The sequence below is a fragment of the Dorea sp. genome, from assembly GCF_977044405.1.
The window spans coordinates 125,000-142,585 of record NZ_CDRRQK010000005.1; the positions used below are offsets into that span (position 1 = coordinate 125,000).

Consider the following 17,586-nt stretch of genomic DNA (forward strand, 5'->3'; position numbering starts at 1 on the left):
AGACTGAGAAAGTATCATGTACAATCAGTTGTCTGTGTAACCGGGTTTGTGTTGAGTGTGTTGTACAACTTATGTTGTGATTACAGTATAGGGGATTTTTAAGAACAATTTCGTAACAAATGTTACGAAAATCAAAGAAAAATATGAAAAAAGAGAAATGTAGTACCCACTTGAGCATTGCTGTACGGTAAAAGGTATTGCATTCATAAAGTGGGTATGATAGTATAAACAAAAGCATATTTTCTATTAACTCTTAAATATAGTGATATGAGTATACCAAAACAAAGATGGGTACTCACATTATATAATTCAAAAAGCAAATCATAAGCAGGCAAAAGCCTGTCAGTTCAGAAAATTCATGCTTTATTTCACATTTCAACAGCAGGAGTTTTCTGAAAAAGGAGACTCCGTACAATTGCATAAGGAGGATCTGATATATGGAGAGAAGATGGAAGAACAAAGACAATGAGAATGTGCAGAAGATACAGTGGCATCCGGCTTTTGTAGCAGCAACAAAGATTGAATTCGAAGATGAACGGGAAAAACTAAAATTTGAATCTGAATACCAGTTATCCAAGAAGCCGATGCAAATTGATTTATTGATACTTAAAAAAGTAGAGAATGTGTCGATTTATAAAAATATCGGAAAAATATTCAGGGGAAATAATGTCTTGGAATATAAAAGTCCAACAGACTACATGGGAATTGATGACTTTTATAAAGTATATGGATATGCATGTTTTTACAAAGCAGATTCCGAGGAAGCGAATAGTATAGCAATAGATGATATAACGATAAGTCTGGTAAGCAAGAAGTATCCAAGAAAAGTAATCGAGCATCTGACAAAGGAACGTGGATATAAGATTCGAAAGGAAGAAGAAGGGATTTATTATGTGGAGGGAGATATATTTCCAATACAGATTCTGGTAACCAACAGGTTGTCGAAAGAAAAGAATCTGTGGCTGAGCAGTCTTACAGATCAGTTAGAAAATGACAAGATACATGATCTTATGTCTGTATATTTGCATAATCGAAAGAATCCGTTGTACCGTTCAGTAATGAAAACAGTAACGGATGCGAATCAGAAGAAATTTAAGGAGGTGTTAGGAGTGCGGTCAGCAGACGAAATTTTATTTGACATAGCAATACAAAAAGCAAGTCCGGAAATGAAAGCAAGAGTGTTTGCGCAGGTAAGCGAAGAGGACAGAGAAAAGATAAGAAAAAAGGCAGAAGAAGAGGTGAAGGAAGAACTAAGAGAAAAAATAGAAGAGGCAAGAAAAAAGGCAGAAGAAGAGGCAAGAAAAAAGGCAGAAGAAGAGGTGAAGGAAGAACTAAGAGAAAAAATAGAAGAGGCAAGAAAAAAGGCAGAAGAAGAGGCAAGAAAAAAGGCAGAAGAAGAGGCAAGAAAAAAGGCAGAAGAAGAGGTGAAGGAAGAACTAAGAAAAGAAGTAGAGGTAACAAGTGAAAAGATAAACATATTATTCCGAAAGCTGAATCAAGAAGGTCGAATGAGCGAGTGGATACGAAGTACAGAAGATCTGGAATATCAAAGAGAGCTAATAAGAGAGATGGAAAATGGAAAATAAACGAATATAAATGAAGTAGACCGTGATATACAGAGAGCCACATAGTCCATACATATTGATAAATAACTATCAATTCAATTTAAAATTTCCATATCAAAGCGGAAAAATCTCAGTTGAAGAGATTGTATCAAAAGATGTACATTATTTATAGAAAAATTGGTCGGAAAAAGATGCATCTAAAAGACTACAAAAGAAAATTTATGAAAATGATTTAAGATTTATCTATGGAGATGTGTGGTTATTATGGAAAAAAAGATGACGATTAAAGAGAGCTTTAATCTGGGACAGGGCTGGCATTTGATGATATTTGCCATTCTTGCAATGCTGGTAACAAATGCTGGGGTAAATGACGGACTGAATATAGCGTTGCCTGCGATCTCAGAAGGATCGGGATTAAATTATGAATTATGTCTGAGTATGGGAACGGTTGCCGGATTCGTTGGAGTTGCAATGATGTTGGTAATAGCGAAATTCAGAGACCGGTTTGGTGGAAGAAAGGTAAGTGCGGCATTATTTGTTATATTTGGACTTACATTCTATTTTCTGTTTTTACGTGCAACAAATATTGTAATGTATGCACTGGCACAATGTATTATGGTTAGCTGTGGACAGGGATGTTTTTACCTTTGTACCGGACCGATGCAGTCAGACTGGTTCCCGAAAAAACGAGGAGTAGTCAATGGCATCAGTACGATTGGGGCAAATATAGGTACTGCGATTCTTGCACCAATGATGACAGCACTTCTGACATTGGGAGGCTATAAAACAAGTTTATCAGTATTTGCGATTGCGGCTGTAGTATTAGGAATCTATGCATATGTAAAACTTCGTGACGATCCGAGAGATGCTGGAATGTATCCGGACAATGTAACAAAAGAAGTATACGAAAAAGAGTATAAGCATCTGGCAGAACATGAGGAATATGTCAGTGACTGGACAATTCCAAAGATGTTAAAATGTAAAGAAGTATGGCTTGCAGCGATTGTTCCTGGATTTATTACACTTGGCTTGTTAGGAATTATTACACAGTTTGTAAAACGTAACACAGCGCTTGGTCTCTCCCAGGGAGCAGCAGTATCAGCGATGACAGTTGCCGGACTGATCGGTATTATCGGAAGTTATGCGATTGGCTATCTGGATACGAAGATAGGTACAAAGAAAGCCTGTATGATCTACTGCGGTATCTTTGCTTTGGGAATTGTATGTAATTTACTTGCTTCTTTCTGGCTTCCATTGGTCTATGTGTCAATCTTTATCGTAGGATTTTCACTTGGAGGAAGTACGAATATGTCATTATCATTCCCGGCATCCATCTTCGGAGTATTGGATTATCCAAAGGTAAATGGTGTGATATTCCCAATCAATTATTGTATTGGTTGTCTGAACTTTGTGGTAAATGCAGCAGTTATGAAGCTGACAGGAAGTCTGACAGGAGCATACGTAGTATACTTATGTCTGTTTATCATCAATATTATTATTGTTGCAAAAACAGAAGAAGGAAAATGGGATAAATTAAAACACCCGGAATTAATGAATAAATAACAGAAAAATCAGCACTTGGTATCAGGAGCTTTCACTTCGCTCGGAGTTTCCTGATACCAGGTGCTTTTTTTGTACATAAGGATTTGATGACAGTCAAAATCCACGCAGTTTTTTAAACACACTCTGGGAAAATCTGAGATAAATTAATTTTCAGGACATTCTATATGATCAAAAAACTCGATGAATTCTTTCCTGGTTTTCAGAAAACGTGTGTCGTTCGGATTGATCTGATCCGAATATAATTCATTGATCAATCTGAAAATAAGTGTTTTGTCCTCTGGCCGGATGGCAGCCATAATTACGGTACGGATTTTATAAGTATTCCACTTGATCCGGTGTTCATAAGTAGCAATAGACAGGCATGTGCGTGTACTTGGAACCGTTGAATACACAAGAACAACGCTTGGTTGGAACGCAAAGGTAAAAATAGACTCCCGGCGGAAGACTTCTGTCAGATATTCAGAATCGACATAACCGTTCTGGATAAAGTCGTTAGCAAGAAGTTCTATTACAGAGAAGTAATCATCGTTTGTAACCCGTTCGTGCCAGAATGCAGCGGAGAGAAGATCGTGCAGTGATGGCAATGTTGGGGAATAGAGATGCTGAAGCTGTTCCTGCTGGATCAGGCGTTCCAGATTTTCCTGGTCTTTATAATTCAAAAAAGGTGAGATCAGCAGCGTCTTACAATTTGGGCTTTGCGTAATTTCTTTATTAGCAGTTGTAACAACCAGATCTACTTTGCTGAAATCATAAGAGTCTTTTGCATATACCGGAAGTAAAGCTGTAATGTCAATGTAATCACCAAACCGGCTGGAAATCTGGTGCTTTAATTCCCAGGAAGATGGGAGGTTCAGATGACACATGATAACAGTCCTTAGTTTTGGGGAGGCCTGTTTCATGTGTGCCATAGCACCGGAGATACAAAAAGCCAGATATAAAATCTCTGTATAATCCAGATAGAATCCATAATAATCCAGAGCAAATGGCTGGAAGGCAAATGCAATCTCAAACTCAATCAAAAATTTTGTACGTGCCACATCAAAATGCGTATCTATACGGTTGAAATAATGAAGTGGCAGTGATAAATACCGGAAATACTGAAGAATTGTAATATAAAAATCTTCATCTTCTGAAAAGTCAATCTGGTAGTTTTGATTGATGTAACGGATATAATCGTCTGTTAATTGTATGATGGCAGGATCAAAAAAGTTTGATACAGATGCAAAATTCAACAGACTGGCATCTATAAGCCGGCCGCAGGAAACCAACAGATGGATGTCCTGACGTTCAATAGAAGAAAAACGACAATCCAGTTTTTCTTCCAGAGAGTCCAAAAGATCATTTACAGCATGGACAGCTGTGGCATCACGGTAGTCATAACTGATGATATCTGTAAGTTCATGGCCAGATGTAATGCGGTAGTACATGATAGCAATTGCAAGATCTAATGTAACCATATTAACATCTTCCATCATAATATTATATTTGGCCATATAAAAATTCACTTCATGCATAATCTGATTTACAATGCGTTCATCCATATACTGATATTGAAAGAAAGCATTTCCACGTGCGTTATAATTCCAGTTTTCCGAAAAAAGACGGTTCAGGATGATTCTACGTTTCCGTTCGTCTTTTTCAAACTGGATATGATTCCTGTGCCGGTAAAAAGTAATATGCGGGTCAGGAAGGATATATTTCCGGCGGAGACCATGAAGATCATGCTCCAGTGTTGTGCGGCTGATGTACATCTCATCTTCAAGATCGTACAGATTAATCGGGGTATCAGAGAGGCAGAGCCGGAATGCAATGTGCCGTACTCTTTCGTCCCGGGACAGGAATGAATTGCTGGACTGACTCAGCTTTTTTAGATTCTGTTCATCATCCGCTTCCAGAAGGTATCCGGAACTTCTCTTTGAGGTAATCCGAACACCGCTTTCATTTAATGTCTGATTCAGCTCGTTAATATCGTTTCTGATAGTTCTTGCAGAGACATGAAGATGACCGGCAAGTTCTTCACCTGTCGTATACACCCCATTTTTCTGCTGTAAATAGTGGATCAGCTTCCGCTGTCTTAGTGATAATGATAAATCGTTCATAATTTCCTCCTCTTATAGGAAAAACAAAAGTATATAGTTCATCATATTTAGAAAAAGAACGGATGTCAAGGGAACGTTAAATATAAAACAAAGAAAAATTTCCGCTTTGAAGAGGAAAAAACTCGTTTGATAAGAGAGAAAGAGAAGATTAAAATGAGGTCAGAAAGTTAAGAAAAGTTAAGAGGAGGACACAAACTATGAAATATGAAAACATTAGAAGACAGGTATTAGATGCAATCTTAGAGGCAGTTGAGCAGGGACTGATCAAAGGAACATCAGGAAACATTGCAATGCGTGATGATGTGGACGATGTAGTTGCTATCACACCAAGCGGAATCCCATACAAAGGAATGACATTGGAAGATATTGCAATTGTTGATCTGAATGGTAAATGGCTGGAAGGAAATTACAAACCTTCATCAGAAGTTCCAATGCACACAGCAGTTATGAGAGCAAGACCGGATGTAAAAGCTACCGTACATACACATGCAATGAACGCAACAATCCTTGCAATGGGTGATGCAGAAGAGTTAAGACCAATCACACCTCCACAGTGTGAATTTACACCAGTCAGAGTCGTTCCATTTACAATGCCAGGAAGCGATGAAGTTGCTGATAAGGTTGTAGAAGCACTTGGAGAAGACGGAAAAGCAGTTCTGATCAAGAATCACGGAATGTTCTGCTGCGGAAAGAATATGAAATCAGCCATGGCAGCAACAGAGTACACAGAAGAGATGGCAGTTACAACATTATATGCAAAACTTCTTGGAACATACGAACCAATGCCGGAAGAAGCAGTTAAGAAAATGAAAGAACTGATCGCAGCAGACCAGGCAGTATAAGAAATATTACGAAGTAACAGTCCTTAAATTAATAATTATAGAAGAAACGCAAAAAGAGAAATATAGCAAACAGGGAGGAAGCGAAAAAATGGCAAGTGAATTTTTTGTAAGCAGTGATGTTACATTTGGAAAGGATGCAGCAAAAGAACTGCCAAGAATCTTGAAAGAATTTAAAGCAAAAAATGTAATGGTTGTATACGATGCCGGTGTAAAGATGGCAGGTATTGCTGAGAAAGTACTGGCAGAAGTAGAAAAAGCAGATGTAAAGGTTACCGTATTTGACGGAGTAATTCCAAATCCTACAAATGAAGTTGTAGAAGAAGCAGCAGAGATTGCACAGAGAGAAAATATTGATGTGTTCGTTGCAGTAGGTGGTGGAAGCAGTATTGACCTTACAAAAGCAGTCAATATCCTGATGACAAACCCAGGTCCGATTGGACAGTACGGTGGAATCGGCTTAGTAAAAGAACCAGTATTGCCATTGATTGCAATCCCAACAACTGCAGGAACATCCAGTGAGATCACCAATGTTGTAGCATTAACAGATACAAAAGCGGTATGTAAATATGTAATCATCGATAATAAGATCGTAGCAGACAAAGTAATTGCAGATCCTGAATTTACAAAGACTATGCCAGCCGGTGTTACAGCAGCAACAGGAATGGATGCGATCACACATGCAGTGGAAAGCTATATTTCCAATATGTCAACAGCATTGACAGAATATCATTCTATCAAAGCATTACAGATCTTCCATGAATACCTTCCGAAGGCAGTAGCGAACGGATCTGATATGGAAGCAAGAGAAAAAATGATGCTTGGATGCCTGATCGCAGGATTCGGATTCTCCAATGCAAACCTTGGACTGGTACATGGAATCGCACATACACTGAGCGCACATTTCCATCTCGCACATGGTGTGGCAAATGCAACAGTTCTTCCTTATGTTATGGAATATAATGCAGACAGCTGTCCGGAAAAGATGGTAGATCTTGCAAAAGCAATCAATCTTCCGGTGAGCGGAGATCTTGAAAAAGACAAATATCTGTTATCCAAAGAATTACTTAAGATGACAAAGACAGTCGGAATCAAGACCTTATCAGAACTTGGAGTAGAAGAAAAAGATTTTGAAATGATTGCAGAGGATGTATTAAAAGAGCCTGTACTCGGATTCAATCCAAAACAGGGTGTAACAAAAGAAGATGTTATCGGAATTTTAAAGAAAGCATTATAAGAGGAAATGTTATGATGGAAAAGAAAGTGTGTGGTGGTCACGGAAAATGTTATCCGCATCTGTTCTCACCACTTCGTATCGGAAATATTAAGATGAAAAACCGCATCATCTGCGCTCCGACAAGTCCGAGCATGATTGATCTGAATGGTCACTTTACTCCGGAGATGATTGCTTACCTGGAGGAAAAAGCCAAAGGCGGAGCAGGAGTTGTTACATATGGGGAAGCAATTGTACATTCTGCAACAGGAAAGTCTCATAATAAACAGCTTCAGTTGGATGCGTTTGGTGTAAGACAGGGAATGACGGAAGCCGCAAGAGCAATTCATAATGCGGGAGCCTATGCGAATATCCAGTTATCTCATGGAGGAATGTATGGTGGACTTGCAAGTGTCGGCGGGGATGTGGACACCTGCAATGTTGCATATGGACCAAGTGATATGCATATGCCTGCCGGAGATGTAAAAGAGATGCCAAATGAACTGGTCTATGAGATTATAGAATCTTATGGAAAAGCAGCAAAACTTTGTAAAGAGACAGGATTTGACATGGTTCAGGTTCATGCAGCGCATGGATGGTTATTCTCCCAGTTCCTTTCACCGGTATGGAATAAAAGAACGGATGAATTCGGAGGATCCCTGGAAAACAGGGCAAGATTCTTCCTGTTAGCACTGGATGCAGTAAGAAAAGCGGTAGGACCGCAGTTCCCGATAGAGGCCAGAATATCCGGAGATGATATGACAGATAAGGGGCTTAATCTGGAGGATTGTATCAAAGTTGCAGAGATGATTGATGATAAAGTAGACCTTATCAATGTATCCTGTGGTAACCATGAGGATCCAGATATGTTCTGCAGAACGCATCCATCGGCATTCTATCCAAGAGGGGTAAATGTATATCTGGCAGCAGAAATAAAAAAACATGTCAAGACACCTGTTGCCTGTGTAGGCTCACTGAATGATCCGGCGCAGATGGAAGAAATTATCGCAACAGGTCAGGCAGATGCAGTTGAGCTCGGAAGAGCAAGTCTTGCAGATCCGTATCTCCCAAAGAAAGCTTATGATGGATGTGCAGAGGACATTACGCCGTGTCTGAGATGCTATGAGTGTTTTGGAGCTACCGGTGAACTGGAGATGGTAAAATGTGCGGTTAACCCGACAATGGGAGAACAGCTCGCAGAAAAATGTCCAAGGCCATTACCAAAAACAAAAAAGAAAGTTCTTATAGTAGGTGGCGGACCGGCAGGTATGGAAGCTGCAATTACGGCAGCTAACAGAGGACATAACGTTACGCTTGTAGAAAAGAGTGACAAATTAGGCGGCAATCTGCACCCGGCAGGAGCAGCATATTTTAAAGAAGATATCAGAAAATTAATCTGTGTGCTGGAACAGAGATGCAAAAAAGCAGGTGTAAATATATTCCTGAATACCGAAGCAACTCCGGAATATGTAAAAGAATTTGCGCCAGATGCACTATTCGTTGCAATCGGTTCGAACGAACTCAGACCGCCAATCAAAGGTCTGGATTCTGATAAAGTTGTAATGGCAATTGATGCAGAATTACATCCGGAAAAATTAGGACAGAAAATTGTCATCATGGGTGGCGGACTGGTAGGAGCAGAAGCATCCATCGGATTCCATCATGAAGGAAAAGAATGCGTAATCATAGAGATGAAACCTGTGATTGCAGAAGAAGTAAATTCATTCTACCGAGGAGGATTAATGCCGGAAGTTGCTAAATCAGCCACATGTCTGGTGAATACGAAGGTAAAAGAGATCATTCCGACAGGTGTCCTTTGTGAAAAAGACGGAGAAGAGATCATCGTAGAAGCAGATACTGTTGTTTGTGCTCTTGGATTCAGATCACCGTATGATAAGGTAGATGAACTTACAGATCTGGTAGATGAGTATTATGTGATTGGTGATTGTAAGAAGGTTGGAAAGATTTATGATGCCATGAATACAGGATACTATTCTGCATTACTTGTATAAGATTCCGGGAATACATTAAGGAATAAAGGAGATAGAAGATCATGAAAAAGAAACTTGTATTATGTACACAACTTCCTGAAAAGAGAAGACAGGAGATCGAAGAATATTGTGATATTACGATTGCCGGAGAGTTAAAACACGGTAAGGGAAATGTTACAGAGGAAATGGTCCGTGAGGAATGTAAAGGTTATGAAATCGTTGTTCTCGGTGATGAGAACGCTAAAGCTGACACAATCAATACATGGGTAGAGTCAGGAATGAAATTCATTGGTGTTGCAAAAGGAACACCGGTTACCGTTGATAATGAAGCAATTAAAGCAGCCGGACTTCAGTTATCTTACACACCAGGAAGAAACAGAGTAGCAGTTGCAGAATTCAATATCGGTCTGATGATTGCAGTTGCAAGAAAGCTTACTTTAAGCTGTACAGGTCTTTCAAAAGGGGAGCATACTGGTGATCCGGTAGAAGACATTTACAATGTACCGGATGTAAAGAATGTAACATTCGGACCATTAGATGAGAAACATCCATTTACAGATTATGGTATTGGATTCGAATTATATGGCAAGAAATTAGGTATCGCAGGATACGGTGCAATCGGAAGAGAAGTTGCAGTACGTGCAAAAGCGTTCGGAATGGAAATTCTGGCATACGATCCATACATGCCTGCTGAGAAGATTGAGGTAGACGGAGCAAGAGCAGTTGATCTTGATACGATGCTCAGTGAGAGTGATATGGTCAGTATCCATCTCCCGGTACTTGATTCTACAAAGGGAATGGTTAATAAAGACTGGTTCTCTAAGATGAAACCAACTGCAATCTTAATCAATACGGCAAGAGCCGCAGTTATCGATCAGAAAGATTTTGTAGAGGCGCTTCAGAATGGAACGATTGCCGGAGCAGCAATTGATGTATACTGGCAGGAACCAGTACCGGCAAATCACCCATTATTAAAGATGAGAAATGTAGTATGTACACCACACATGGCCGGTCTTACCACAGATGTAGATAACTGGTCAGGTGAGATGATGTCACAGGAAGTGCTGGCTTATCTGAAAGGTGAAGACAGAAAATATATTTGGAGAAGATAGGAAAATACCCGGTGTGGCCATCAGTGCCCATGGGCTGCATCGGGAAATAAATTCTAAAGGAGATATAAGATGGAAACAACAAAAAGCAAAAAGGTCATTGCAGCGGGTCTGCTTGTAATGTCCCTGACAATGGCATGTAATAGCGCGCTGTCCCCGATTCTTGCAGAAGTAGGAAAATTCTTCCCGGATGCAAGCGACTCAGCTATTCAGATCGTACTGACACTTATCAACCTGACAACACTTCCTATGATGTTGATCGAACCTGCATTTGAATCGAAGATCACAAAACGTGACATTGCTTTGATCGGTACAATATTAATGCTGGTAGGAGCACTGGTACCACAGGTTCTGAATTCTCAGTTATGGATGCTTTATGTAGCAAGTATTATCATTGGAGCAGGACTTTCACTGGTAGTAGTAGTTAGTTCATCCTTGATCTCAGATTATTTTACAGGTATCGAAAAATCAAGAGTTATGGGATTCCAGTCTATCTTTGTTAGTATTGGTGGAACCATCATTGCAAAAGGTTCAGGTATGCTGACAGCAATGGCTGGATGGAAAAGAGGATACCTTGTATTCCTGATCTGTATTCCAATCGTACTGATCGTAACACTGACTGTACCAAAAGGAGAAGTTGTACAGAAAGAAGAAACTGGCGAAAAAGCCGGAATTTCCGGTAGCATGATTTACTTCGGAGCGCTGTGTCTGATCACAGGTATCTTCGTTGCAACATTTAATACAAATATCGCTATGTACATTGATCGTAAGGGTATCGGTGATGCAAGTACAGCAGGAACTGTTGCTTCTATCATGCAGGTAATCGGTATCTTAGGCGGACTGGTACTTGGTAATACAGTAAAATTATTCAAACGTTTTACAATCGGTGCATCAATCCTTATGATGGCAGCAGGAACTGCAATGGTTGGTTTCTCAACAAGCCTTCCGGTTATCTGTGTTGGTGCAGCAGTCGTAGGATTTGGATTTGCTATCCGTAACCCGGGAGCTGTTACATTTGCAGCCAATATGGTACCTGCAGCACAGGCATCGCTGGCAATTGCAATCGTATCTGCAACATATAATGTAGGTAACTTTATCTCTGCATACGTAGTAAACCCAGTTGCTAATATGCTGGGAGATGACATTGCAAACAGATTTATCGTATCTGCAGTAGCATTAGTAGTAATCGGTATTGTAGCACTGATCAAAGCACCTACAACAGATGCACAGGCACTGGATTCACAGGGCTAAAAAGTAATAAAATAGTGATCATGACATATAGTTTAACCTCTAATTGAATATATTAAATAGAAGACCCCTGACCGGAGATTGCTGAACCCGGTCAGGGGTCTTCTGTGTTAAGCAATATAAAGTCAAGCAGCAAATCAAAACCGGCATAGAAATGAAAAACATTCATATGCCGGTTGGAAGGGAATAAAAATATATATTTATGGAAGAAAATGAATTAGTCCCAAGGATGTAATACAACCTTGATTGCTTCACCACTTCTGGTTAAGCCGATACCTTCATTGATCTTATCGAGTGGAAGGATATGTGTAATGAACTTCTCAGTTGGGAATGTTGGAGAGATAGCCAGCTGGAAAGCACGTTTGGACTGACTGTAAGAAGCACCGAAGTGTCCCTTGATCCAGATGTTATTGTAGTGGATCAGGTTACAGTCAAGTTCTGTCATAGATCCCTTTGGAACACCACCAAAGAATACTACAAGACCACCTTTTTTAACCATGTGGATACTCTGTGTCTGAGTCGCATTTACAGGAGTGGCAGAGATAACTTTGTCTGCGCCTTTTCCACCAGTCAGTTTCTTAATTGCTTCAATTGGATCTTCTTCAGAACTGTTAACTGTGATGTCAACACCAAAGTCCTTGGCCATCTCAAGCCGCGTACCATTGATATCGATCATGATAACTTTCTGAGCACCACGGATCTTTGCAAGCTGTGCCATGAAGCATCCGATCGGGCCGGCACCAATGATAACTAATGTATCAGGATAACCAACTTTTACATTTTCAAGACATGCAAATACAGATGTCAGAGGTTCTCCAAGACTTGCAGCATCGAAAGATACGTCATCCGGGATTTCATAGATACCGCCGCGGCGGATCTTTTCTCCGCTTACAGCTACATACTGGGCAAAACCGCCGGTTCCTGCAAGTTTTGCAACTGCTGTATTGGAACAGTTCTCGCTGTGGCCGCTGATACATTCGTCACATTCCATGCAATAAGTACCAGGGAATAAGAATAATCTGTCACCAACTTTATATTTTGTTTCTTCAGAACCAATTTCATCTACGAAACCTACGATTTCGTGTCCATAGATAAAAGGATAAGCCCCTTTTCTGGAATCAGTTGTCAGGTTACGGATATCAGAACCACAAAGACCTACAGACATGATCTTTAAGATAAGTCCGTCTTTCGGGCATGCTGGTTTTTCTGTTTCTTCTACACGGATATCATTAGGTCCGTACATTAATGCTGCTTTCATTTTCATAATAATGAGCTCCTTTCGTTTTCTTTACAAGTTCAGTATAATGACTTTATAAGGTTACATTCAAACGGGATATTGCCTTATTGTTACGGCAAAAATATTCAAAATAGCGGAATATGGATATAAATGTGAAAGAAATATCAAAATTAATCATAAAATTTCCGTTATAATGTGGAAAATATACTTTTGTGTGAAAGAAAATATTTTGCTATCTTTAAAGTATCAATAAAAGAAAACGTTAGAAAGAGATGAACGGAGGAGTTTTCAGATGGCAAAAGTAGAGAATTATTTGTTAGGCATGGATTGCGGAACAACAAATATAAAAGCAATTATCTTAGGAGAAGACGGAACGGTTGTTGCAGAAGCAAGCAGACCAAGTAAATTCATGAATCCTGGACCGGATATGCAGGAACAGGATGCGAATGAATGGTGGAGTAATACAGTTGATATATTCAGAAGTCTTACCGAGCAGGCAGGACATGATATCGTAAAGAGAATCAGGGGAATCTCTATCAGCTCGCATACAGTAACCATGCTTCCGGTAGACGCAGAAGGTAATCCGTTGAGAAATGCAATGACATATCAGGATAACCGTTCTGCAGAAGAGTTACATTATATAGTAGATACAATTGGATTTGACAGATTCGTAAAAATTGTTGGTGGGCAGCCTGCAGTTGCATTCCTTCCAAATAAAATCCTCTGGTTCAAAAAGCATGAACCGGAATTATATGCAAAAACAGCCTGTTTCCTGCAGGCAAGCTCATTTATAAATTACAAACTGACCGGTAAGATGACCATGGATATCGATCAGGCAACCAGAACACAGTGTCTGGATATCAGTACAATGGAATGGTCCAAAGAGATCGGAGAGGTGATTGGTGTAGATTTGGATGAAAAACTTCCAAAGCCGAGACTGGTAGATGAGATCATTGGATTTGTAACGGAAGAAGCAGCTGAATTAACAGGATTGATGGAAGGAGTTCCAGTTATTGCAGGATGTAGTGATGCAATGGCATCTATGCATGCAACAGGTATGAGCAGACTTGGTGAGGCTGGAGAGTCTTCAGGAACGACATCACTGGTATTTGTAGGAAGTGATGTAAAGAGTGCTCCGGATATTCCGGTCGTTACAAAACCATGTACAATTGATGGAATGCCATGGATTTTTGACGCGCCAATCCAGACAAGTGGTGCAGCGCTCAAATGGTTCATCGAAAAAATGGCAGGAGAAGAAGTCGCCTATGCAAAAGAGCATAATCTCAACATCTATACATATTTAAATGAACTGGCGCTGGAGTCAAAACCAGGTTCAGGCGGATTATTCTTCTTCCCATATCTGTTAGGAGAAAGAGCACCTCTCTGGAATGAATATGCAAGAGGTATGTTCATCGGAATGGGCATGGATATGAAGAGAAGTGATCTGGTCCGTTCTGTATTTGAAGGAACGGCTTATGCGCTCAGACATGTAATGGAGACGGTAAAAGAAGCCGGAGCAAGTGCGGAAGTACTCCGTATCTGTGGCGGTGGTGCAAAGAGTAAGACCTGGTGTCAGATCAAAGCATCTATGTTAAATATTCCGGTGTATCTGCTGGATGAAAAATCAGGAGATGTACCTGTTGGAGATGCTCTGATCGTAGGACATAAGGTGGGAGTATTTCCGGAACTTACCAAGGCAGCAGAGAAGATCATAAAAGTAAATGAAATTGTAGAACCTGTAGAAGAATGGGTAGAAGCATATGATAAATTGTATCCATACTATGTGGAAATGTACAAACATCTGGATACAGATCTGAAAGCATTGAAAAATACAGTAGATCAATTATAAAATTGTACGAAGAAATTGCTGGGATAGAGTTGTATATCTATACCAGCAATTTTAAAATTGCATAAAGAATATATTACTATTTTTTCATAATAAAGGAAAGACTGTTAAGTATTCTTAATTTAGCGCCACACTTTATCTGCCATAAAATAAAAAAAGCAACCTGTTTCCCGAAAAAAATATCACCAAAATTTCCACCACATTCCAAACATTTATTTTAACAAAATTACCTCTTTCCTTTTTGCCTGTTATAGAGTATCATATTATGTGCACAACATCTTGTGCGAAAAGATGTTGAAAAAAACAATATTTAGTAGTATTTGAGGGTGAGCACATACTACATCGGCAAAAACAACAAGTGAGGGATAAACATGAACGTTGAAATAAAGACGAACGTAATTAAGAGAAATGGCGAAGAAGTAGCCTTCGACTTAGACAAGATCATTAATGCTATCAGAGGTGCAAACAGGGAAGTTGACAAGCTGCATCGTATGAATGAGTATCAGATTATGGCGGTAGCTGATAATGTTGCAAGGAAGATACAGGAGTCCACTCATGCGGTCAATGTAGAAGACATTCAGGATATGGTGGAGACTGGTATCATGGAGCTGCGTGGCTATGAGGTTGCACAGAAGTATGTGCGCTACCGTTACAGAAGAGAACTGATGAGAAAGACCAACACAACAGATAATGGGATCCTTGCGCTTCTGGATCACATGAATGAAGAGGTCAATCAGGAGAACTCGAATAAAAACCCGGTAATTAACTCTACACAGCGTGATTACATGGCAGGAGAGGTAAGTAAGGATCTTTCAAAACGAATCCTTCTTCCGGCAGATATCGTACAGGCACATGAGGCTGGAATTATTCATTTCCATGATTCGGATTATTTTGCTCAGAAGGAACATAACTGTGATCTGATCAATCTTGAGGATATGCTTCAGAATGGTACAGTTATCAGCGAAACTATGATCGAGAAACCACATAGCTTCTTTACGGCATGTAACGTAACGACACAGATCGTTGCACAGGTAGCAAGTAATCAGTACGGTGGACAGTCATTTACACTGGCACACCTGGCACCGTTTGTAGATATCAGCCGTAAGAAGATCCGCAAAAATGTAATTGCAGAGCGTGAAGAATGTGGTGAAAGCTTAGACGAGACAATTATCAATAAAGTAACAGAACGCCGCTTAAGAGAAGAAGTAAAGAGCGGTATCCAGACGATCCAGTATCAGCTGATCACACTGATGACATGTAACGGCCAGGCACCATTCGTTACTATGTTTATGTATCTGGACGAAGTAGAAGAGGGAAGAACACGTGATGACCTTGCGATGATCATTGAGGAAGTAATGATCCAGAGAATGCAGGGCGTTAAGAATGAAAAAGGTGTATGGATCACACCGGCATTCCCGAAACTGATCTATGTGTTGGATGAGGATAATATTACAGAAGATTCCAAATACTGGCATCTGACAGAGCTGGCAGCAAAATGTACCGCAAAACGAATGGTTCCGGACTATATCTCTGCAAAGATCATGAAAGAGATGAAGAACGGGGAAGTATATCCATGCATGGGATGCCGTTCATTCCTGACAGTAGAAGACAGCCAGAGAAATCCAGATGGAAGCCATAAATTCTACGGACGTTTCAATCAGGGTGTTGTAACCATCAACCTGGTAGACGTAGCTTGTTCTTCAGAAGGAAATATGGATAAATTCTGGGAAATCCTGGAAGAGAGACTGGAACTGTGCCACAGAGGACTGCGCTGCAGACATGAGCGTCTCCTTGGAACAATCTCAGATGTTGCTCCGATCCTCTGGCAGAATGGAGCACTTGCAAGACTGAAAAAGGGAGAGACCATTAACAAACTGTTATTTGATGGTTATTCAACAATTTCTCTTGGATATGCTGGTCTTTATGAGATGTGTGTACGTATGCTTGGCAAATCACACACAGATCCGGAAGCAAGACCATTTGCAATGAAAGTAATGCAGAAGTTAAATGACAAATGTGAAGAGTGGAAAAAAGCAGAGAACATCAGTTATTCAGTATACGGAACACCGATGGAATCTACCACATACAAGTTCGCAAAATGTCTCCAGAAACGTTTTGGCATCATCAAAGGTGTAACAGATAAGAACTACATTACAAACAGTTACCATGTACACGTATCAGAAGAAATTGATGCATTCAAGAAATTAAAATTCGAAGCTGATTTCCAGAAGCTGTCACCAGGTGGGGCAATCAGTTACATCGAAGTACCGAATATGCAGAATAATATTCCGGCAGTACTTTCTGTTATGCAGTATATTTACAACAATATCATGTATGCAGAGCTGAATACGAAGAGCGATTACTGTGAGTGCTGTGGTTACGATGGGGAGATCCAGATCAAGGAAGATGAATCCGGTAAGCTGATCTGGGAGTGCCCGAACTGCGGAAACCAGAATCAGGATAAACTGTTCGTAGCAAGAAGAACCTGTGGATATATCGGAACACAGTTCTGGAATCAGGGACGTACACAGGAGATTAAGGACAGAGTACTTCATCTGTAAAAATGTGGGAGCAACGTTGCTGCGGAGTAATCTGTGGTGTAAAATCACAATTGTATTTGTAACAGGAATTGTTTTCAAAAGTAAAAATGGAGCTTGACGATTAATCGTCAGGCTCTTTTTATATTGTCTTTTTGCACTTGCTGTGATATTATTAGTATAAATACTAAAATATTTAAAGAGAGGTGATATATTTGCGAAGAGACAGCAGCGAAACAAAGAGGAAAATACTGACCGTATGCGTCCGTCTCTTTTTGGAGCAGGGGTATAAAAACACCACTGTCAGTCAGATTGTGGACGAGGCAGGTGTTGCAAGGG

Annotated in this window: 12 protein-coding genes; 10 read left to right on the forward strand and 2 right to left on the reverse strand. The window is 40.0% G+C overall.

Annotated features, from left to right (window positions below):
• Positions 1-437 precede the first annotated feature (437 nt).
• Positions 438-1,586, forward strand: a complete 1,149-nt coding sequence (locus ACWJAF_RS04055) for a hypothetical protein (RefSeq protein ID WP_448862380.1) — start codon at positions 438-440, stop codon at positions 1,584-1,586.
• A gap of 243 nt (positions 1,587-1,829) precedes the next feature.
• Positions 1,830-3,128 carry an MFS transporter gene (locus tag ACWJAF_RS04060; protein WP_448862381.1) on the forward strand — a complete coding sequence of 433 codons (1,299 nt, stop codon included), beginning with the start codon at positions 1,830-1,832 and terminating at the stop codon, positions 3,126-3,128.
• Between the two features lie 143 nt (positions 3,129-3,271).
• Here the strand turns inward: ACWJAF_RS04060 and ACWJAF_RS04065 are convergent, their stop codons facing one another.
• Positions 3,272-5,227 (reverse strand): BglG family transcription antiterminator, encoded by a 1,956-nt coding sequence (locus tag ACWJAF_RS04065; RefSeq protein WP_448862383.1) that lies wholly within the window; start codon positions 5,225-5,227, stop codon positions 3,272-3,274.
• Between the two features lie 197 nt (positions 5,228-5,424).
• Between ACWJAF_RS04065 and ACWJAF_RS04070 the strand changes: the two genes are divergently transcribed.
• The 5 genes from ACWJAF_RS04070 (at position 5,425) to ACWJAF_RS04090 (ending at position 11,630) form a co-directional block, all read left to right on the forward strand.
• Entirely contained in the window at positions 5,425-6,069 is a 645-nt protein-coding gene (locus ACWJAF_RS04070; RefSeq protein ID WP_296033696.1) for a class II aldolase/adducin family protein, read from the forward strand.
• Positions 6,070-6,157: 88 nt separating this feature from the next.
• Positions 6,158-7,303, forward strand: coding sequence for an iron-containing alcohol dehydrogenase (locus tag ACWJAF_RS04075; RefSeq protein WP_448862385.1), 1,146 nt, complete (start codon positions 6,158-6,160; stop codon positions 7,301-7,303).
• A gap of 14 nt (positions 7,304-7,317) precedes the next feature.
• Complete coding sequence (locus ACWJAF_RS04080; protein ID WP_448862398.1) at positions 7,318-9,291, forward strand: oxidoreductase; 1,974 nt, start codon at positions 7,318-7,320, stop codon at positions 9,289-9,291.
• Between the two features lie 41 nt (positions 9,292-9,332).
• Entirely contained in the window at positions 9,333-10,382 is a 1,050-nt protein-coding gene (locus ACWJAF_RS04085) for a 2-hydroxyacid dehydrogenase (protein WP_448862386.1), read from the forward strand.
• A gap of 69 nt (positions 10,383-10,451) precedes the next feature.
• On the forward strand, positions 10,452-11,630 hold the full coding sequence (locus ACWJAF_RS04090; RefSeq protein WP_448862388.1) for an MFS transporter: 1,179 nt from the start codon (positions 10,452-10,454) through the stop codon (positions 11,628-11,630).
• Between the two features lie 214 nt (positions 11,631-11,844).
• Here ACWJAF_RS04090 and ACWJAF_RS04095 read toward each other — a convergent pair whose 3' ends face one another.
• On the reverse strand, positions 11,845-12,891 hold the full coding sequence (locus tag ACWJAF_RS04095; protein WP_296033688.1) for a zinc-binding dehydrogenase: 1,047 nt from the start codon (positions 12,889-12,891) through the stop codon (positions 11,845-11,847).
• A 265-nt stretch (positions 12,892-13,156) separates the two neighbouring features.
• On the opposite strand from ACWJAF_RS04095, the gene ACWJAF_RS04100 reads away from it, so the two are divergent.
• The 3 genes from ACWJAF_RS04100 to ACWJAF_RS04110 all read left to right on the forward strand — a co-directional run.
• On the forward strand, positions 13,157-14,713 hold the full coding sequence (locus tag ACWJAF_RS04100; protein ID WP_448862389.1) for a xylulokinase: 1,557 nt from the start codon (positions 13,157-13,159) through the stop codon (positions 14,711-14,713).
• Between the two features lie 368 nt (positions 14,714-15,081).
• A complete protein-coding gene (gene nrdD, locus ACWJAF_RS04105; protein ID WP_448862390.1) occupies positions 15,082-17,271 on the forward strand; it encodes an anaerobic ribonucleoside-triphosphate reductase in 2,190 nt (729 codons plus the stop codon).
• 182 nt (positions 17,272-17,453) lie between these two features.
• The coding region (locus tag ACWJAF_RS04110) for a TetR/AcrR family transcriptional regulator (protein WP_448862400.1) at positions 17,454-17,586 on the forward strand (133 nt) is incomplete at its 3' end.

Coding starts and splice junctions, on each gene's coding strand:
- ACWJAF_RS04055 (WP_448862380.1), top strand. CDS start 438: ATGGAGAGAAGATGGAAGAACAAAGACAATGAGAATGTGCAGAAGATA.
- ACWJAF_RS04060 (WP_448862381.1), top strand. CDS start 1,830: ATGGAAAAAAAGATGACGATTAAAGAGAGCTTTAATCTGGGACAGGGC.
- ACWJAF_RS04065 (WP_448862383.1), bottom strand. CDS start 5,227: ATGAACGATTTATCATTATCACTAAGACAGCGGAAGCTGATCCACTAT.
- ACWJAF_RS04070 (WP_296033696.1), top strand. CDS start 5,425: ATGAAATATGAAAACATTAGAAGACAGGTATTAGATGCAATCTTAGAG.
- ACWJAF_RS04075 (WP_448862385.1), top strand. CDS start 6,158: ATGGCAAGTGAATTTTTTGTAAGCAGTGATGTTACATTTGGAAAGGAT.
- ACWJAF_RS04080 (WP_448862398.1), top strand. CDS start 7,318: ATGGAAAAGAAAGTGTGTGGTGGTCACGGAAAATGTTATCCGCATCTG.
- ACWJAF_RS04085 (WP_448862386.1), top strand. CDS start 9,333: ATGAAAAAGAAACTTGTATTATGTACACAACTTCCTGAAAAGAGAAGA.
- ACWJAF_RS04090 (WP_448862388.1), top strand. CDS start 10,452: ATGGAAACAACAAAAAGCAAAAAGGTCATTGCAGCGGGTCTGCTTGTA.
- ACWJAF_RS04095 (WP_296033688.1), bottom strand. CDS start 12,891: ATGAAAATGAAAGCAGCATTAATGTACGGACCTAATGATATCCGTGTA.
- ACWJAF_RS04100 (WP_448862389.1), top strand. CDS start 13,157: ATGGCAAAAGTAGAGAATTATTTGTTAGGCATGGATTGCGGAACAACA.
- nrdD (WP_448862390.1), top strand. CDS start 15,082: ATGAACGTTGAAATAAAGACGAACGTAATTAAGAGAAATGGCGAAGAA.